Raw genomic sequence first — 18,987 nt, 5'->3', positions numbered from 1 at the left:
GTTTTGAGCAGCCTGCGGCTAGCTTCCTAGTTTGCTCTTTGATTTTCATTGAGTATAAACTTCTTTTCAAAAAAAGGACAGGAAGCCCTCTAATCAAGAGTTTCCCCATCCTATCTTCTATTTCTTTACTTTGTTTCGACACGGACACCTTGGGTATCAACTTTCAAACCATGAAGTTTGCCTTTGAAAGACTGCTTTTGCAATTCTGCCTTAATCTTCGGCATCTTGTCATGAGAAGCCAATACCATAACTGTTGGCCCGGCACCAGAGAGATAGGTTGCATAGGCACCATTCTCTTTGGCTACTTGCTTAATCGTCGCAAATTCACGGACCAGACTTTGACGATAGCGCTCGTGGAAGAGGTCTCCCTCAATCGCTTGTCCAGCTGTCACCATGTCTCCTGCCAACAAGGCTGCAACTGCCACATTGGCGATAGAACTAGCCGCAACAGCTTCCTTGTAGGACAATTTCTTAGGAAGGACACCACGACTGTCTCGAGTACGTAATTCATAGTTGGGAATATAAGCTAGAAAATCACACTCTGGGAAGTCAGCCACAATCGCTGAAACATTTCCTTCAACAGAACTTGCAATAACGAGATTACCGTAAATTGCCGGAGCCACATTGTCAGGATGTCCTTCTATCTTGGTCGCCAGCTGCAATTTATCGTGGTTAGATAAGTTGAGCTTTCCTAGTTGGTTGGCTAGTTCAATCCCAGCTACAATAACAGAACTGGAAGAACCCAAACCACGCGCCAAGGGAACATCACTGGTCATTTTTAAACGCCTTGGTTGCAAGTCAGGCGCAATTTGCAAGGCAATCTTGAGCAAGAGATTACGCTCGTCATGTGGAATCCATTTACCAATCTGGTGTTCAATCAACCACTCATCCCGCTCTTCACAGACCTCAATTTGAAGATACTTGGTAACAGCTACACCGACCGAGTCAAAACCTGGCCCGATATTGGCACTGGTTGCAGGTACAATAATCTTCATCTTATTCTCCTAGCACCTTAAAGGTATTTAAGAGGTCAAATTCTGAAGCTTTGGCCAACTCAGCTGAAACATTCTCAAGCTGTGCTTTATTAATCTTATGAGTGATAATCACTACACGCGCCTTGTCATCCTCTTTTCCATCTTGGAGGATTTGCTTGAAGGAAATATCTTGAGCATTAAAGATTTCAGCCAATTTCAAGACCTGACCTTTTGAGTCTGGTGCCAAGATTGAGAAATAGTAGTTTGCTTTGACATCTTCTGGATTTGCCAAGACCAAGTCACGGCTATATTCGTTGAAGTCTTTACCGATGGTACCATCATTCAAGCGACGAACGATACGGACAATATCTGCTACAACACTTGTTGCAGTTGGTTTTTGGCCCGCACCTGGTCCGTAGTACATAGACTCACCGATACCGATAGATTCTACAAAAACGGCGTTCATTACCCCATTCACACTGGCAAGTGGATGTGCTTTAGGAAGGAAGGTTGGAGTCACTTCTGCAGCAATCCCCGAAGGAGTTTCCTCGATAGAACCTACCAATTTCACTACATAGCCCAGATCTTGGGCTACAGCTACGTCTTCTGGTGTGATGTTGCGAATTCCCTTGTGGGCTACATCGTCAAAGGCAACCTTCATACCAAAAGCAAATTGGCTCAAAATCACCATCTTGTAAGCTGCGTCAATCCCATCTACGTCATTTGTCGGGTCACTTTCTGCAAATCCTAGTCTTTGTGCTTCCGCAAGAGCGTCATCATAAGACCAGCCTTCTTCGACCATTTTGGTCATCATAAAGTTAGAAGTTCCGTTAACGACACCAAGCACGCGCGTGATTTTATCAGAAGCCAATGAATTTGCCAAAGTGCGAAGAATCGGAATACCACCAGCTACTGCTGCTTCGTAGTAAAGTGCTACATTATGCTCTTTAGCAATTTCTAACAATTCTGCTCCATGGACAGCCAAAAGATCCTTGTTGGCAGTAACAACGTGTTTCCCAGCTTCCAAGGCACGCGTGATAAAGGTCTTAGCAGGCTCAATACGCCCCATCAATTCCACTACGATTGTAATGTCCTTGTCTGCTAAAATATCATCTACATTGGTTACAAAGTTAAAGTCATTTCCTGCTGCAAGCAAGCGGTTCTTTTCATCTTCATCCTTGACCAATACCTTGGCCACTTCAATCTCTGAATGAGCCGACTGAACGATTTTTTCTCCATTTTCCTTTAGGAGGAATGGCACACCACTTGCAACGGTACCAAATCCAAGTAAAGCAATTTTAACTGTCATGTTTGTCTCCTAGAAATTTTCTGATATAGCCATTATAACAGAATTTTGTGAAAATTCCTATTATAGTAAATCACTATTTCAGCCTAGTAAAGAAAAAACGAATCATGGGATTCGTCTTTTCTGATAAGTAAAAATTGATTTCTAAAAACTATGAATTAATTTTTTGAAGACCGAGAACTGCATCGTGATTGATCAAGATGCGACCATACTCTTGTAAAACCGAACGACTGATATCACTGTCGTCTGCAAACTCACGCATACGAGCCAAGAGCCAGGCTGGGTATGGACTTGGATGATTTTCAATATCGACTAAAATTGTCAAATAATAGTGCCCATTCATCTTATAGAGTTCAGATGTTTCCATCTGGTAGTTAACCGTCTTTGCAAAAGCAACTAAGTCAGCAAGGCTTGTAAAACGCAGAATATAGTAGATATAAGGTTCTTTCTTGTTCTCCGTTTCCTTTTCTGTTTGCTCTTGCTCTTCTTCTTTAGCTTCTACCTGTTCTAGAGACTGAATAGCTTCAATATCGTCCTTGGTCTTTTCTGCGATACTCTTTTCCAAGGTTTTGAGAAATTCGTCTGGTGACATTTGGGCCAACTCTTCCATGTCAGGTAGGTCCGCCAAATCTTCAAAATCCAGATTCTGGTCAATCTTGGACTTGGTCACAAAGACATCGACCTTATCTGGTTTTGGCGTCACACGGAAACTCAGCATACCACTATCCAGAAAATTGTCTGGCATCTCTAATTCATCTAAAATAGCATAGAAAAACTCTTCTGTTTTTTCCTGAGGAACGAGAAAGTCTGCAATCTCCATTCCCCGATCCATCAAATCATCTAAAGTCATCGTGATTTTCAGTGTTGTATCACTAATTTGTTTCATCTTCATATCTAGTAACCTCATACTTTCAGTCTATCTATTATACTAGATTTTTACGATTTTATCAAAAGAATGAAGCGAGAATGTGATATAATACTAGAGATGATTTTAGATTTAAGAAAGAAAGTTCAATGAAAAATATAAAAGTTAATGCATTGGCCAGTTTGCTGGTCAATATTCTCAATATCGTTTTTCCTCTGATAACCAACCCTTATCTGACGCGGATTCTCAGTAAATCCAACTACGGTTACTTCAATACTGCCAATACCTGGGCTAGCTTTGTCATTCCACTGGCAGCCTTTGGAATATACAACTACGGGATTCGTGCTATCAGTAAGGTTAAGGACGACAAGAATAAAATCAACTATGTCTTTTCTAAGTTGTTTTATATTTCGGTTTTCACTTCTCTCCTGACGACTGGTATCTACTTCCTCTTTATCTTCTTTGACACCAGCATTGAGAACCTGAAAGTCCTCTACTACATCCTAGGGGCCCAAGCACTCTTCCAATTCCTCAATATCGAATGGATGAACGAGGCTTATGAAAACTATGCTTTTATCCTTTACAAGACATTGATTATTCGGATTACCATGCTGGTCGCCATATTTGCCTTTGTTAAAACTGCTGATGACATTGTTCCCTACGCTATCGTCATGACTGCGACAACTATCCTCAACTATCTCCTTAGTTTTCTTTGGATCAAGAGAGAAGTTTCCTTTGTCAAAATTGGTTTCATCGAGTTAGCTAAGGCTTCTAAACCACTCTTTACTATGCTTCTCTTGGCAAATGCCAATATGCTTTATACCTTGCTAGATAGAATGTTTATCACCAAGGGACCAGATGAAAACTATATTTCTTATTATACAATTGCCTATAGTATCGTCATGCTGATTGCTGGTGTCTTAAGTGGAGCTATCAGTGTCAGCATTCCACGTCTCGGCTACTATCTCGGAAAAAAGGACTACAATTCTTATAATTATCTTGTAAATCAAGCGGCATCATTATTCTATTTTCTCATGGTTCCAACTAGTTTTGGGATTATGATTTTGGGAAAGTACGCAACGGTTATCTACTCTTCTGAAAAGTATCTTGAGGCAGGTATCGTGACCAGCGTCTTCGCCTTTCGAACCATTATCTGGGCTATTGAATTGATTCTTGGTAAGCAAATTATCTTTATCAATGACCACGAGAACCGCTTGACTGCTTTCTACTTTGCTGGTGGTGGAGCAAATCTCCTCTTCAACTGTATCTTGTATATCAATAATATTTTTGCCCCTGAGTATTATATTGCTACTACCATTATTGCGGAAGCCATCGTTGTTCTCTTAGAAATTCATTTTATTAGGAAACACCAACTAATCAATTTAAAAGAAATTTTTGTAACCTTAACACGTTATGGTCTCATATCCCTTGGATTTATCCCGATCTTCTATATTTTCAAGATGATTTTCCAAATCAGTTCCTATACGGTGAACCTCAACATGATCCTCATGGTTCTCTCTACCATAGCTACTTGTGGAATCTACTATCTCTTAACACTCTTTCTCACTAAGGATAAAACACTTCACTATGCACTGAACCTAGTACTAGCTAAGATCAAAAGAAACTAAAAGAACACCCTACTGATAAACGAGCGTTTATCAGTAGGGTGTTTCTTATTTATTCTTTTTCTTTCTTGTCAGAAGTATTGGCTTCTAGATTTGAATCTTGTTTTGGCTGTTCAGCAATAGAGGAACTAGCTTCTTGCTTCTTCTCTGACTGATCTGCTTCGCCATTGACAGCAGCAACAGTCTGTCTCCAAATGCCTTCCTCGTTTACCTTATAACCATCAGGCGTAGTTGCATTTTTCAACAAGGAACCATCTGTTTGGAAATAGTACCAATTACCGTCAATTCGTTTCCAACCAGTCTGCATTGCTCCAGTTGAATCAAGATAATAATGGTCACCATTGATTTTGTGGAGACCAACTAGCATGATGCCATCTTCAGGATTGAGATAATACCAGATTCCTTTATCCTTTATCCAACCTGTTTTCATTGCTCCACTTGCTTCAAAGTAACGATAATGATTATCAAACCATTTCCAGCCTGTTTGCATAGCTCCTGATGCACTAAAGTAATACTGCTTACCATCTACTTGTTGGAAGCCGACCAACATGATACCTTCCTGATCTTCAAGATAATACCATGTTCCTTGTTCTTTCAACCAACCGGTTTTCATAGCCCCTGAGTCAGCGTAGTAATGCCAGTGTTTATCAAGCCACTGCCAGCCTGTTTGCATGGCACCACTAGGACTCAAATAGTAACGCGTACCGCCAATCGTCTGGATTCCAGTTAACATAATACCATCTTGATTTAGGTAATACCATTTCTCATTATCCTTAATCCAGCCTGTTTTCATAGCGCCTGAGTTCGCATAGTAATACCAATTATTCTCTAGCCATTTCCAGCCTGTCTGCATAGCACCACTAGCATTCAAATAGTAACGAACACCATTTATATCTTGTTTTCCAGTGAGCATGATACCATCTTTGTCCAGATAATACCAAGTGTCCTGATCCTTAACCCAGCCAGTTTTCATAGCTCCAGAACTTGCAAAATAGTTCCAGTGACTATCAACAAAGGCCCAGCCTGTTTGCATCACACCTTCTTGATTAAAGTAATATGTGCTTCCATTGATATTCTTTTTACCGATAGTCCGTAGCCCATCCTCATCATAGAAATACCAATCTGAGTCAATCTTTTGCCAAGTTGAAGGCTTACCTGCTGTTTGGAGTGTACCACTGTCTGTAAAGAACATCTTCTTGCCATTAAAGACTTGATTTCCTGTTAGCATCTTTCCATCTGCTGCAAAGAGATATTTCTTCCCTCCAATTTCAGAAAGTTCACTAAATCGTCTAGCGCCATTTGATTGGATATAATACCAAGAGCCATCCAGCTTAAACCAACCGCCTGTTTGCATTTTACCATTTGAGTTGAGATAGTAATCATTCCCCTTAGCATTTTCTCCCCAATCATCATTAAGGTGAAGCCAGCGGCCTGCTTGCATTTGTCCTTTTCCATTAAAGAAGTAAGTGGCTCCGCCAATCTCTTTCCAACCGATAGCCATTTCCCCATCTGCTAAACGATATTTCCAGTAGCCACCTTCTTGATACCATTTTTCGTCAACTACAGGGATGTCAGGGAAGAGATTAGAAACATTGGCAAATCCGCTATCACTAATATCAAAAACGGTAGCGTCTTGAGTTTGACTAGAAGCTCTGAGAACTTGAATATTTTTCTTTTGGAGATATTCTCTGGTTGAAGCAACATTAATATCACCGCCAGTTGTCTGAATAATCATCTTTGGTGATAGGTTTTCAAGAAAATTAATCGTATTTGAAATTGTCGCATCATAATGATGATTCCATTTCATCATATCAACCTTGCCGATAACTGGACCTAACTTATCTTCCGCTCCTTCGGCATTATCCAAATCTCCACCAAGGTAGATTCTCTTTCCTGCCACAGTCACCACTGAAACGATTGAGTTTGAGTTATCATCTCGAACTTTTTTCAGATTCCCCTCAGCATCATATTCATTTTTATAATTATAGAGTTGGATATCCATATCACCTAATTTAAAGTGACTATCCTCGTCTGTAATATTCTGAATAAGAGTAACCCCTCGTTTTTGTGCGGCTCTCAAAGCATTATCGTAATTAAAAAGATTATCCCAGAGTCCCCAGTGTGAGGTAATCCGTTCATCTGAATATTTTTTTAAATAAAACTTACCAACTTGATAACGGTTAAGTATCTCATCTGCTCCGCCGATATGGTCACTATGTACATGGGTTCCAATAATAAAATCCAGTTTTTTAACACCAATCTGATCAAGATGGCGAATCAAACGGTCTTCCAAGACTTGATAATTTCTCATGGAAATCCCCCAGCGGCTTGGATAGCGTGGATCACTCCCATCAGGAAAGTCATAATCTTCCCCCATATCAATCAAGGCATAATGACCATTGCTTTCCAGAAGGATAGCATCACTCCCAGATTTTGCTTTAGTATTTATGAAATGGATACGATTGCCTGAACCAGCAGTAATGGTGTCTGCATTAACTTGTTGTGATAAACCAATCAACACAAAAAGGAAAGCAAGTAAACTATAACTGACTGATTTAACTAATCTTTTATTCTTCATCTTGAACACTCCTTTCTCGATGAAAACAATCTTTTACTAATCAATCCAATAATTCTTATCAGTTCCTGGAACCTGCTGTTCAACAGGTGGTGGAGTCATATAATCTGATCCAAATTCGTAGACAAGAATTTCATGGTATTTTCTCGGAGCCTTCACTACGATGTTTTCGTATGGCATATCAATCAGATCATAGAGCCATTCTTTTTTGATTCCCTCTGGAAAACTTGGATCAAATATCGTACAGGTAAGATCTGTAGCTTGATTTACACTATATTTCAAAGCAAGATTCTCTAATTTTTGATTCCAAGTTTGTGGAGAACTTAGGCGAAAAATAGCTGATCCAATATAACGAGGCAGATTTTTTATCCCCCCATTTTCTGATTTAATTCCTTTGAAATTCAAAGAAGAAAGGCGGACAAAATGTTTGTAGAGCTTCATTTTCTTACAATCACTTTCCTCCGTCACGACACCATCGTATGGAAAAATGTCAACACAAGTTCCTAATACAACTGTCGGGTCCAGAAGATTGGCGTCTCTACGTGTTCTAATATCGTGGACACGCATATAACTGTAAGGATAGCCTTTTGTTTCTCTAAATGAAATCAATTTGTAGTAGGGATGATTCTCATTTTTTAAAACCTTATAAAGCTTTTCAAATTCATCTCGCGCCAAGGAAATATCTGTATCATCATCCCAAGGGATAAATCCTTTATGGCGGACAGCTCCTAGTAAGGTTCCAAAATCAATAAAATATTTAATCTGATGCTTTTCACATAGTTCATGTAGATACTTTAAAATATCCAACTCCACTTGTTTTATTTCTTCAAGACTTAAAACTCTCTCAGACATACGTTCTATTCTCCTAATTTCGACTAATTCTTTAAACGATTTTTAACTGCGATTTGCTTACTTAGAACTTTTAGTGATTTTCCACAGTTTAAAATCATGGTGAGATACTCTTTGTTCAAGAGGGGGCAATTGCATGTAATCTCCGTAGTCAGAGGTCAAAATTTCATGGTAGTGTTTTGGAATCATAAATTCCTTACCTTCAAATGTTCCCACAATCACTTGTTCTAACCACTCACGTTTCCAAACTGGCTTATTCATATCCTTGTAAATCAAATAATCAACTTGCTCGTAGTCAGCAACTGCTCTAGATTTAGCAAGCTCATCAATTTGCTCAACATACTTATTCGTATTTGTGAAATAGAAAATGACAACAGAAATATAACGAATTAAAGAATTTAGTAGACTTTTTGTATTAGTAATTCCTTTAAAAGTGTAACAACTCAATTGACGTTTCTTTATGAGTTTCGTCATTTTGTTTTTAAAATCTGCATCATCTTCATAACCATCTACAGGGAAAATATCCACATAAATTCCCATATTGGAATCAATTCGTACATCTTCTTCGAGCAAGTAGGTATGGTTATCCTGCACTTTCATGAAGGGATAGACATAGTTAAGATTATTTTTATAAGACATGACTTCATAACGTTCATCAGGATGAGCGATGAGGTAATCTTGTAGTTTCTCATAGTCTTCTCTTAGCATGCAAATATCCATATCATCGTCCCAAGGGATAAAACTTTTATGGCGAACCGCACCAATTAGACTTCCATATGCTAAGAAATACTTGACACCAATTTTCTGACAAACTTCATGAATATACTCCATGATTCCAAGTTCCATCTGTTGAATTTCACTGATATCTGTTACTTCTTGGTACCGAACTCCTTCATCCCGTTTGCAGACTACGAGTCCATAGCCAATTGCTAACCAGAAGATGATATTAATAAAGTTGGTTGAATACATAATCTGACTCTCAAATAATTGACCAAACAAGATACCAAAGAAAAGGATCATAATCAATTTATCAGTATTTTTCTTGGAAACAATCAAATACGTTAAAAAGCGCTTGATGACATAACCCAATATAAGAAGGAAGGATACCAATCCTAGAACTCCCGAACTGACAAATATGGTTACAAAAATGTTATGGAAATTCCCACCGATAAGGGAGTTTTGAATCTCAAATTTACTGAAATATTCTGTATAGTAATCTGGAACATTCCGTACACCATAACCAAAAATTGGTTTGGCACTTCCCATCTTGATGGCATTTTTCCAGATATAGGTTCTACCACTTGGTGTTGTTTCGATCAGATGGAGCTCACCGTTCTTCTTAGTGACGGACGAATCTGTTTCAGCATAGGATTGTCCTTTGTTTAGGTCAAAAACAGTCGCGGTTTCAGATGAGATATAAATTGAAGTTGCATAACTCAATCCAATGTTGGTTGCAGTAATCAGCAAACCAGCAACTATAAAAGTGAGGAATCGTTTAACGATACTCCCTCTAGTAGCAAAGAAACTATAGAGTCCAATCATGAGAAGTAAAGAAAGTAAGGCTCCTCGACTTTGCATCGTAGCGAAGTAAACTAACTGAATCACATTGTTCAGTTTTAGATAAACAGAATATTTACTTCCTTTATGGATCAAATACATAGCCAAAATAATGCTAATGTATGAAAATATCGCACTAGCATTAGGATTAACAATCCCCCACAGACGTCCATTCATGACACCATAGTAATAAGATTGTTCGCCAATCTTAAATAGGATAAGGACTCTACTTACCAATAAACCAAACGCAAAAATTGCTGAAGAAAAAGATACAATTTGAACCGTATAAGCAATCCAGTCAAATAATTTTTTAAGTTGCCCTGATTGTAACATGGTAAATAATAAAACATAGGTTACCATGAAGAGGATTTCAATCACATTTCCAATCAAATGTCCGGAGCGATTGAATACTGCCGATAGCAGATGACTCCCAGATAACAAGCCAAATAAGGCCAAAAACTTTCGATCTACTGTAATCTGTTTCCACTTAAACAACAATGTGTAGCAAATATAAAGTACAACAATCGCTGACAATCCCTTATAGATTGGATTTGCTACCTTATAAACCAGTGAACTCATACTTAAAATCGAAATAAAAACAAATAGATATGAAATCCATAATTTTGATTTTTCAAAGTATTCATCCAATTTTGAAAAATTCATTTTCAACTCCTTCTCATGATATTAGTTTTTTAATCCAACAATTTTCTTATATAGCCATGGAGAAATGACAAGTGATAGGACTGCTATCTTGCGAAATCTAGTAAAATAAGCATCCTTCCAAATTTCGTGTCGATGCTGAACAATCCAAGTCCTTAGCTCGGTTTTCTCCTTTTGATACTCTTCAGATGAAGTAAAGATAATTTTATCGTAAACTGTGATGTACGACCAACATTCTCTATTTTTTAATTCGTATTTTAAATTAGGAAAGACTTGTGAAACTTGAGCAATTATTTGCTTATAAACTTCTATCGTGTCAAATGCATATCGATTAACAGATGTTGTTGCACTTCCCTCACGATGATCATAATAATAAACAGGTTTGTCAATAAATACGCAACTGCATCTTGTCTTTAGTAGCAATTCAGTTAAAAATAAGGCATCTTCAGCTAAGTGATAATTTGTATTAAACTTTTCATCCGCTAGCAGGTCTCTCTTAAACAGTTTTGCAACTGGAAAAAATGACGTTCTGGTAGTCATCAGTAGTTCCTTCATGGTTTCTTCTGTTGACCAGAGTTCTGTTTTTCCAGAATGTGGAGGTAAGTCTGTTACAATGCCGTTTTTGATATGGTGCAGAGGAGCAATTACAAAACCTACATTCACCCCCTCAACTGCACTTGCTAAAGTAGCTAGGTAATCTTGGGTAACGAAATCATCGCTATCAATAAAGGTGATCCAAGCACCCGTCGCCAGCTTGATTCCCGTATTTCTCGCATTTGAGACTCCAGCATTTTCTAGATGATAGACCTTGATATTCTCATGCCGAGAGGCTAAATTCTCACAGATCTTTCCGCTGGAATCGGTAGAGCCATCATTGATTAGGATTAACTCAAAATGGGTATAAGTCTGTTGAAGAATTGACTCCACACATCGTTCCAGATAGGCTTCTACATTATAGACTGGAACAATGACGCTAATTTTTTCTTCCATCATGCCCCATATTCTCCCTTGTATTCTGTATAAGACTTATCCATATCAGCTATGACAGCATCATGATGCGGTACTTGCTTGTCTGCTGGTGGCGGTGTCATATAATCTCCAAAAGCAGTGCTGAGATAGGCATCATAACCAACTGGAATGGGCATCTCAGTTCCTTCAAATGGCAAGAAAAGATTGTCTTCAAAAGATGCGATTGGGTACTTGTTTCGCATGTAGCCGGGACCTGAGCATAATTCCGTGATTCCATCGCTCTCAGCCAGACCATACTTGGTCATTTCTTTTTCAGCTTTTTTCCAAATGCGATAACGTAGAGATTTTGGCGTCAAACCGAGTAAGATACGACTTCCCCATTTCATGACTGCACCATGCTTTTCTGGAACAGTTTGCGCACAGAAAAGGGAATAAATCAAGGCCCAGCGAACCTGTTTCTTGCGCTCAGCTGGATTTTTAGGATAATAATCCAAAGGCAAAACGTCCAAGGCCAAACCGTGTGGCAAATCCAAATCCTGCTGATAAGGCTTGATACAGGTCGTTTCCTTATCACGAATGGTAATAAAAAGGTTACGGTCTACAAAATCCTTGTGACTCTTTGACAAGAAATAACGCTTATCTGCATAACGAGGCCATAGTTCGGCTAACTTTTCATAGTCCTTGCGAGGCATGAAAAAATCTAGGTCATCATCCCAAGGAATGAAGCCCTTGTTGCGAAGGGCACCAATCGCTCCTCCACCACAGAGATAGCACAACAAATTATGTTCTTTACAAAATGCGACGAAATATTCAGCCATTTCCAGACTACGAGCCTGAATCGCTTTCAAATCACTCATGTCTCTCCTCTTCTGTCCAATAACGAGTTATATCGTTTTATTATACCATAAAAAAGCCTTAAAAATCCATCAGATACCGTAAAAAATCAAAGCCCAATCCACCATTTTTACTGGTGAATGAAGCTTTGATTTTTATTTATCTATCTCTTATCTCATTCCCATTTGGGCGAGTTTAGTCCGGTATTTGTTCTGGTCGACAAGTAGACCTTGTCCTCCGTAGACATCATAAGCATCTACCCAATCGCCCAGTTCTGGCACTGTGAGTCTTTCGATACCATTCTGTGCACCTTCGATAACTGATAAGCCATTGGTCAGTAAGAATGTATATGGTAGGTTGGTAGAAGTCATTCCAAATACTTTTCCAAGTGCTTCTGAACCGGTAAAGAGCTTGGTTGGATCCTTGATTTGCTCAAGAACAGCTGACATGACTTGCTGCTGACGTTTGGTACGACCATAGTCTCCCTCATCATCATCACGGAAGCGAGCATAGTTGAGCAAGGTCGAGCCATTCATCTGCTGTTTCCCAACTTTAATAGTTTGAGTTGGTGATTCCGTTTCTGTTGCATGAAGGTCGTCTCCAACTGTGGCTTCTGTCAGAGGCTGACCATTTAACGTTGAAAACTTAGCGTCTATAGTCACCCCATCAGGAAATAACGTATCAATGGCAGTTGCAAAGGCTTGGAAATCCACTAGGGCATAGTACTTAATATCCAAATCAAAGTTGTCTTTTAGAACCTTGCGAACCATTTCAGCCCCTTTTTGCCCTTCTTGTTCCCCGAGTTCATAAGCAACATTGAGTTTATTATCCGTTTGTTTCTTGCCATTCACAATCTGGCTGTAGCCATCAATATAGACTAGGTTGTCACGCATGAAGCTGACTAGCTTGATCTTCTTATCCGATCCACTGACATTCAGAACCATGATCGTGTCGGTACGAGTCTCCGCACTATTTTGACCGATACGGCCATCTGTACCCATGATTAGGATATTCACCCCGTCTTTAGTATCTTGACCATTAAACACCTGTACTTGTGCTGCTTTTGCATCAGCTGGCTTATTGCTAGTAGTTGCCGACTGGAAACCTCGAAGAAACATAATAATCATGCCCGCAGCCACACAGGTTATCAACAGTAAAAGCCAAATTAGAACTCGTTTAAAAAACCTTCTTGGTTTCTTCTTTTTCACTTTTGGAAGAGAGGGAAATTTCTGATGTCTATTCGAGCGACTTTGATTGGAATACTGTGGAATCCCAATGTCCTTCCCTAGATTTTTTTCCCTTTCACCTTCATTAGAGGGAAAGCCACCGTCCATTTTTCTTTTCAGATAGTCAAATTCTCTCTTTTCTCTGTCATTTAGGTAATGAATATTCTTAAAAAGGTAATCATAGCGTAACTGCTCATGATGACTTAAAGGGCTTTCTTTGCTCATAGGCTCTCCTTTCCTAGGTCCCTTATGGTGAAAATAGGGTAGGTTCCCAGTATCTTGTACTGGATTCCAATTGCTTCTAGTTCTTGTCTGGCAAAATGAACCAGCTCTTTGTCACTATAGTCTACATCGATAATGAAAAAATATTCTCCCAAGGCTGTTTTAAGGGGGCGACTCTCAATCTTTGTTAAGTCAATCCCTCTCCAAGCAAAGGTTGAAAGAGCCTTGTAGAGGGCACCGGGAAGATTGTCTGGTAAGGTTATGGCCAAACTCATTTTTTCAGTTTGCGATTGCAAAGGAATAGTGGGAATCTCGGATCCTAAAACCCAAAAACGAGTGAAATTGGCTTCCATTTCTTGGATATCTTCTGCTATCAATTCCAAACCATACTCTGCAGCGGAGTTTCTAGGGGCAATAGCCGCAAAAGGTTGGTCTGGATGTTCAGCAATAAAGCGGGCTGCATAGGCTGTGCTTGCCGTCACTTCAAGCTGGGCTTCTGGATAATGCGCCTCTATGAATTTCTTTCCCTGAGCCAGAGCCTGAGGATGAGAAAAGATTTTCTCAATTTTTGACTGACCTGGAACTGCCATCAGCTGCTGGTGAATGGGTTGAACGATTTCTGCTACTGCTTGGATGCGAGCCTGATGAAAAAGGTAATCCAAGCTTTCATGCACACTCCCCTCAATGGAGTTTTCAACTGGCACCACAGAATAATCCACCAAGCCTTGCTCATAGGCCTTGATAACATCTGTGATATTGGCAAAGGCATGCAATTCCTCTTTGGGAAAGGCTGTCTGCACAACATGATGCGAAAAAGATCCCTTAGGACCTAGATAGGCAATTTTCATCTCAGTTCCTCTATAATTTCCTCTGGGCTAAACTTGGTCACATCTAGAACACGACTGGCTACTTCCTCGTACCAAGCCTGTCTTTCTTGAAAAATCCCTCGCAACTCTTCCTTGCTGTTGTTGAGAAAAAGTGGCCGTTGATTGTCCTTATCAGCTGCGATACGTTGGTAAAGAGTTTCAAAGTCTGCTTTCAGATAGATATTATCAGGATTTTGCTTGAGCAAGTCACGATTTCTCTGAGAAATAACAACGCCTCCACCAGTTGACACAACTCGGTCCGTTTTTAGTAAATCCGCTAAAACTTCTGACTCCACCTGACGAAAGGCCACTTCTCCTTTTTCTTCGAAAAAATTCACAATAGACATACCTAAGCGTTCCTCAATTAAGGCATCCATATCGAGGTAGTCTGGGTCTAAACCTCTTGCGATTGTGGATTTCCCAGCCCCCATAAACCCGAGTAATACCTTAGCCATGAATCAAAGTCTCCAAATCATCAAAGAAGCTAGGATAACTGGTATTGATGGCTTCAGCACGTTCCAGCTCGACTTCTCCGTCCCTTACTAGAAGAGCAGCAATGGCTGACATCATGCCGATACGGTGGTCACCGAAAGTATTGACTCTAGCACCATGAAGGGATGATTTCCCCTTGATAATCATTCCATCTGCCGTAGGTGTGATTTCCGCGCCCATGCTATTTAAGGCGTCAGCCACCACCTGAATGCGGTCTGTTTCCTTGACCTTGAGTTCCTCAGCATCCTTAATGACTGTTACACCTTGCGCCTGTGTTGCTAGAAGGGCAATAATAGGCAATTCATCAATCAAGCGTGGAATCAAGGATCCACCAATCTCTGTTCCTTTTAAGTCAGAAGACTCAACAGTCAAAGTAGCAGATTTAGCGACTGGGTCAATTTCAGTTATTTCTAGTTTTCCACCCATGGCACGAATGACATCGATAATCCCTGTACGCGTTTCGTTAATACCTACATTCTTAAGCACTACACGAGAATTTGGAACAATCAAACCTGCGACTAGCCAAAAGGCTGCACTGGAAATATCTCCTGGAACAACCACTTTTTGTCCTGTCAATTTTTGCGGCCCTTGGACTGTGATTTTCTTGCCGTCCACACTTAAATGACCACCAAATTGCTGAAGCATATCTTCGGTATGGTTACGAGTACATTCTTTCTCGATAATAACGGACTCCCCCTGAGCCTGCAAGGCTGCAAATATCAAGGCAGACTTGACTTGGGCAGAGGCGATTGGCAACTCATAGTGAATAGGTGTAAGGTTTTTCGTCCCTTTTAGGCGAAGAGGAGGCAGGTCTCGCTCGGTTTGCCCTGCAATGCTAACGCCCATTTTTTTCAGTGGAATCGTCACGCGATCCATAGGACGTTTAGAAAGACTATCATCTCCAAACATCTCTACTTCGAAGTCTGCACCAGCAAGGACACCTGAGATCAGGCGAATCGAGGTTCCAGAATTTCCCATATCCAAGGCATTTTGCGGAGCTTTTAAGCCATCCATTCCAACACCTTGAATAGTAATAACCCCATCTTTGTCCTCAATTTCAACACCAAGGTCACGAAAAACCTGCATGGTTGAGAGCACATCCTCTCCACGCAGAATATCATAAACCTTGGTCTCGCCCTCAGCCAAACTTCCAAAAATAATCGAACGGTGGCTGATAGACTTATCACCTGGAACCCGGATATTGCCATGTAAGTGGCGAATGTTTGTTTTTAGTTTCATAGTTGACCTCATACTTGCAATACTTTTTCTTATTTTATCACAAAAAAGCCAGAAATTCCTGAAATTTCTGGCTTTTATACAGATAAAATACTATTTCAATAATTCTGAAACAGGTTCAAAGACAATTTTTTCAATGTCTGAAAGGTAAATGGACAATTGTTGCTGTTTGGCAAAGAAATCTGACAAAAGAGCGTTCTCTTGGATTTGCTTGCTGAAAGACTGCATCTTTTCTTGGAAAGAGGCGTCTGGCATTTGTCCTGTTTGCGCCATGACTTGGATTTCTTGTTGGAAAGCAAGGTAGTCTACAAAAATCTTGCTGGCTTGATTATCTGCTTGGATGGCATCTTTGGCTGCTTTGACCGCCTTGTATTCTGGTAATTCGCGTAACCCGCGACTGAGTTCATTTGCACTATCGTAAATATTTGACATGATTTTCTCCTTATTTGATGACGACTGTGTAGTCCGTATTTTCTGTAATTAAGCGTTCAGCTCGTTCCAAATCTTGAGCATTTTTAAAGGAAATTTGTAGAATCCCGTGAACATCCTCCCGGTTTTCTTCGTTGATGTGAATGTTGACCAAGGAAGTCCCACGTAGCAATTCCAAAATCCGCAAGATGACATCTTCTTCATCGGGAACGTCGACATAGAGGTCGTAAGAGCTATCCACACCTCCACGCTTATGGATTTCCATAGCCTGCCGTTGCTCACGCGCCTGATTGAAAAAGTTCCAGATTTGCTCCTCATCTCCCTTAGTCATGGCTTGTCCAATCTCATCTAAGCGCTCCTTGAAATCCTCAATTCGATCCAGAATAGTTTCTCGATTGGACAAGAGAATAGAAGTCCACATACCTGGCTCACTCTCCGCAATCCGAGTCATATCTCGAAAACCACCCGCCGCAAAGCGCCTTGCCATCTCATGTTCTTGAGCATAAACTGCCGTCTGCTCCATAAGGCTGGAAGCCAGAATATGAGGAAAATGGCTAATCTGAGAAGTCACTCGATCATGCTCCTTGGCATCGATCTCGATAAAGCGAGCATGAAGACCTGAAAGTAGATCTTTCATTTCCTCAAGTGTGTCAGGACTTGTCAGTCTCAAAGGTGTAAAGATATAGTAGGCATTTTCAAAGAGATTAACATCCGCAGAGGCAGCCCCTGTCTTGTGGCTACCTGCCATTGGATGGGCCCCGACAAAGCGAACAGGCTTGCCAGCCAAATACTGCTCCGCCGCATCTACAATGGCTGACTTGGTTGAGCCCGCATCCGAGATAATGACGCCTTCCTTCAAGTCTAAATCTGCCAGCTCCTTAATAAAAGCAATGGTCTGCTTGATTGGCAAGGTCAGAATGATGACATCTGCCAGAGGAGCGAAACTGGCAAAATCATCCGTCGCACGGTCTATCATGCCTTTTTTCAAAGCAATGTCTCTCGAAGCCTGGCTACGATTGTAACCTAAAATTTCATAATCTGGATGATCGCGCTTGATACCGAGCGCCATTGAAGCACCAATCAAACCGAGACCTGCGATATAGATTGTTTTTGCCATAGGAACTCCTTAATAGTTCTTTGTATATTCTCGGTGGTTAGCTACCGCTTCTTTTAATTCCTCAAGATTATCTGATGAGAATTTTTCAAGGATTTCTTGTGCTAGAACCGTTGCTACAACGGCTTCCATGACTACACCTGCTGCTGGAAGAGCGGTCGGATCACTTCTCTCCACGGTTGCCTTGTACGGTTCGTGGGTTTCGATATCCACACTCATGAGAGGTTTGTAGAGTGTGGGAATGGGTTTCATGACACCACGGATAACGATGGGCTGACCATTAGTCATACCACCTTCGAAACCACCTAGATTATTGGTACGACGAGTATAGCCGTCTTCTTTAGACCAGAGAATTTCATCCATAACTTGGCTACCTTTACGGTAACCAGCTTCAAATCCAAGACCAAATTCCACCCCTTTAAAAGCATTGATAGAAACAACTGCTTGGGCCAATCGCGCATCCAATTTTCTGTCCCATTGGACATAGGAACCAAGACCAACTGGAACGCCTCCGACGACTGTCTCCACAACCCCACCGATGGTATCACCGTCACGTTTGATTTGGTCAATGTAGTCCTTGATTTCCTGTTCCCGTTCTTGGTTGACAATAGAAACTTCAGACTGGGCAGCTCGTTGCTTGATTTCAGCGACGGTTAGATTTTCAGGTACATCGATTTCCTTGCCACCAAAAACCACAACGTGGTTGGCAATCTCCATATTAAGCTCAGCCAATAGGCGTTTGGCTACTGCTCCAACTGCTACTCGCATGGTTGTTTCACGAGCTGATGAACGTTCCAAGGAATTTCTCAAATCATCAAAACGGTACTTGATGCCCCCTACCAAGTCGGCGTGACCTGGACGAGGATGGGTGATTTTCCGCTTGCTTTTAAGGCGGTCTTCGATATCCTCAGCAGACATGATATCCAACCATTTTTGGTGGTCTTTATTGATGACATCCATGGTAATAGGAGCCCCTGTCGTCTTCCCGTGACGAACGCCTGAGGTAAAGACAACCTGGTCACTCTCAATCTTCATACGACCACCACGACCGTAGCCACCCTGACGGCGTTTAAGGTCTCCATTAATATCCTCAGCTGTCAAAGGAAGTCCAGCTGGAATTCCCTCAATGATAGCCGTTAGACGGGGGCCGTGTGATTCTCCTGCAGTTAAATATCTCATACGTTCTCC

At 40.7% G+C, this 18,987-nt stretch carries 16 protein-coding genes; 1 reads left to right on the top strand and 15 read right to left on the bottom strand.

Annotation, left to right across the window (positions count from 1 at the left end):
- Positions 1-125 precede the first annotated feature (125 nt).
- The 3 genes from thrB to mecA all read right to left on the bottom strand — a co-directional run bounded on the left by thrB (position 126) and on the right by mecA (position 3,172).
- Positions 126-995, bottom strand: a complete 870-nt coding sequence (gene thrB / locus B7708_RS08235) for a homoserine kinase (RefSeq protein ID WP_084975067.1) — start codon at positions 993-995, stop codon at positions 126-128.
- Position 996: 1 nt separating this feature from the next.
- Positions 997-2,283 (bottom strand): homoserine dehydrogenase, encoded by a 1,287-nt coding sequence (locus B7708_RS08230; protein ID WP_084975065.1) that lies wholly within the window; start codon positions 2,281-2,283, stop codon positions 997-999.
- Positions 2,284-2,431: 148 nt separating this feature from the next.
- Complete coding sequence (mecA, locus tag B7708_RS08225) at positions 2,432-3,172, bottom strand: adaptor protein MecA (protein WP_084975064.1); 741 nt, start codon at positions 3,170-3,172, stop codon at positions 2,432-2,434.
- A gap of 122 nt (positions 3,173-3,294) precedes the next feature.
- On the opposite strand from mecA, the gene B7708_RS08220 reads away from it, so the two are divergent.
- Positions 3,295-4,773 (top strand): oligosaccharide flippase family protein, encoded by a 1,479-nt coding sequence (locus B7708_RS08220; protein WP_084975062.1) that lies wholly within the window; start codon positions 3,295-3,297, stop codon positions 4,771-4,773.
- Between the two features lie 49 nt (positions 4,774-4,822).
- Here B7708_RS08220 and B7708_RS08215 read toward each other — a convergent pair whose 3' ends face one another.
- The 12 genes from B7708_RS08215 to aroC all read right to left on the bottom strand — a co-directional run bounded on the left by B7708_RS08215 (position 4,823) and on the right by aroC (position 18,978).
- Complete coding sequence (locus tag B7708_RS08215; protein ID WP_084975060.1) at positions 4,823-7,348, bottom strand: MBL fold metallo-hydrolase; 2,526 nt, start codon at positions 7,346-7,348, stop codon at positions 4,823-4,825.
- Positions 7,349-7,384: 36 nt separating this feature from the next.
- A complete protein-coding gene (locus B7708_RS08210; RefSeq protein WP_084975058.1) occupies positions 7,385-8,197 on the bottom strand; it encodes a LicD family protein in 813 nt (270 codons plus the stop codon).
- Between the two features lie 57 nt (positions 8,198-8,254).
- Entirely contained in the window at positions 8,255-10,414 is a 2,160-nt protein-coding gene (locus tag B7708_RS08205) for a LicD family protein (protein ID WP_084975056.1), read from the bottom strand.
- Between the two features lie 21 nt (positions 10,415-10,435).
- The gene (locus B7708_RS08200) at positions 10,436-11,404 is read right to left on the bottom strand and encodes a glycosyltransferase family 2 protein (protein ID WP_084975054.1); all 969 of its coding nucleotides are present in this window, start codon (positions 11,402-11,404) and stop codon (positions 10,436-10,438) included.
- Positions 11,401-12,237: a LicD family protein gene (locus B7708_RS08195; RefSeq protein ID WP_084975052.1), complete on the bottom strand. Its 837-nt coding sequence runs from the start codon at positions 12,235-12,237 to the stop codon at positions 11,401-11,403. Before B7708_RS08195 ends, B7708_RS08200 begins: the two co-directional genes overlap by 4 nt.
- 147 nt (positions 12,238-12,384) lie before the next feature.
- Positions 12,385-13,665, bottom strand: coding sequence for an LCP family protein (locus B7708_RS08190; RefSeq protein ID WP_084975050.1), 1,281 nt, complete (start codon positions 13,663-13,665; stop codon positions 12,385-12,387).
- A complete protein-coding gene (pheA, locus tag B7708_RS08185; RefSeq protein ID WP_084975048.1) occupies positions 13,662-14,510 on the bottom strand; it encodes a prephenate dehydratase in 849 nt (282 codons plus the stop codon). The genes B7708_RS08190 and pheA overlap by 4 nt, the downstream gene beginning before the upstream one ends.
- On the bottom strand, positions 14,507-14,983 hold the full coding sequence (locus B7708_RS08180; RefSeq protein WP_084975046.1) for a shikimate kinase: 477 nt from the start codon (positions 14,981-14,983) through the stop codon (positions 14,507-14,509). The genes pheA and B7708_RS08180 overlap by 4 nt, the downstream gene beginning before the upstream one ends.
- Positions 14,976-16,259 carry a 3-phosphoshikimate 1-carboxyvinyltransferase gene (gene aroA, locus B7708_RS08175; RefSeq protein WP_084975045.1) on the bottom strand — a complete coding sequence of 428 codons (1,284 nt, stop codon included), beginning with the start codon at positions 16,257-16,259 and terminating at the stop codon, positions 14,976-14,978. Before aroA ends, B7708_RS08180 begins: the two co-directional genes overlap by 8 nt.
- A gap of 90 nt (positions 16,260-16,349) precedes the next feature.
- Entirely contained in the window at positions 16,350-16,688 is a 339-nt protein-coding gene (locus B7708_RS08170) for a YlbF/YmcA family competence regulator (RefSeq protein ID WP_000065975.1), read from the bottom strand.
- A gap of 10 nt (positions 16,689-16,698) precedes the next feature.
- Positions 16,699-17,802, bottom strand: a complete 1,104-nt coding sequence (locus tag B7708_RS08165) for a prephenate dehydrogenase (RefSeq protein ID WP_084975043.1) — start codon at positions 17,800-17,802, stop codon at positions 16,699-16,701.
- A gap of 9 nt (positions 17,803-17,811) precedes the next feature.
- Positions 17,812-18,978 carry a chorismate synthase gene (gene aroC, locus B7708_RS08160; RefSeq protein ID WP_084975042.1) on the bottom strand — a complete coding sequence of 389 codons (1,167 nt, stop codon included), beginning with the start codon at positions 18,976-18,978 and terminating at the stop codon, positions 17,812-17,814.
- Between the last annotated feature and the right edge of the window lie 9 nt (positions 18,979-18,987).

Source organism: Streptococcus oralis subsp. dentisani, from assembly GCF_002096615.1.
GTDB classification, from domain to species: domain Bacteria; phylum Bacillota; class Bacilli; order Lactobacillales; family Streptococcaceae; genus Streptococcus; species Streptococcus oralis_U.
Note: the sequence above shows the minus strand (reverse complement) of the source record. Positions and strands in the feature narration are given on the sequence as shown.

Coding starts and splice junctions, on each gene's coding strand:
- B7708_RS08195 (WP_084975052.1), bottom strand. CDS start 12,237: ATGAGTGATTTGAAAGCGATTCAGGCTCGTAGTCTGGAAATGGCTGAA.
- mecA (WP_084975064.1), bottom strand. CDS start 3,172: ATGAAGATGAAACAAATTAGTGATACAACACTGAAAATCACGATGACT.
- B7708_RS08230 (WP_084975065.1), bottom strand. CDS start 2,283: ATGACAGTTAAAATTGCTTTACTTGGATTTGGTACCGTTGCAAGTGGT.
- B7708_RS08200 (WP_084975054.1), bottom strand. CDS start 11,404: ATGATGGAAGAAAAAATTAGCGTCATTGTTCCAGTCTATAATGTAGAA.
- B7708_RS08210 (WP_084975058.1), bottom strand. CDS start 8,197: ATGTCTGAGAGAGTTTTAAGTCTTGAAGAAATAAAACAAGTGGAGTTG.
- B7708_RS08215 (WP_084975060.1), bottom strand. CDS start 7,348: ATGAAGAATAAAAGATTAGTTAAATCAGTCAGTTATAGTTTACTTGCT.
- B7708_RS08205 (WP_084975056.1), bottom strand. CDS start 10,414: ATGAATTTTTCAAAATTGGATGAATACTTTGAAAAATCAAAATTATGG.
- aroA (WP_084975045.1), bottom strand. CDS start 16,259: ATGAAACTAAAAACAAACATTCGCCACTTACATGGCAATATCCGGGTT.
- pheA (WP_084975048.1), bottom strand. CDS start 14,510: ATGAAAATTGCCTATCTAGGTCCTAAGGGATCTTTTTCGCATCATGTT.
- B7708_RS08220 (WP_084975062.1), top strand. CDS start 3,295: ATGAAAAATATAAAAGTTAATGCATTGGCCAGTTTGCTGGTCAATATT.
- B7708_RS08190 (WP_084975050.1), bottom strand. CDS start 13,665: ATGAGCAAAGAAAGCCCTTTAAGTCATCATGAGCAGTTACGCTATGAT.
- B7708_RS08170 (WP_000065975.1), bottom strand. CDS start 16,688: ATGTCAAATATTTACGATAGTGCAAATGAACTCAGTCGCGGGTTACGC.
- B7708_RS08180 (WP_084975046.1), bottom strand. CDS start 14,983: ATGGCTAAGGTATTACTCGGGTTTATGGGGGCTGGGAAATCCACAATC.
- B7708_RS08165 (WP_084975043.1), bottom strand. CDS start 17,802: ATGGCAAAAACAATCTATATCGCAGGTCTCGGTTTGATTGGTGCTTCA.
- thrB (WP_084975067.1), bottom strand. CDS start 995: ATGAAGATTATTGTACCTGCAACCAGTGCCAATATCGGGCCAGGTTTT.
- aroC (WP_084975042.1), bottom strand. CDS start 18,978: ATGAGATATTTAACTGCAGGAGAATCACACGGCCCCCGTCTAACGGCT.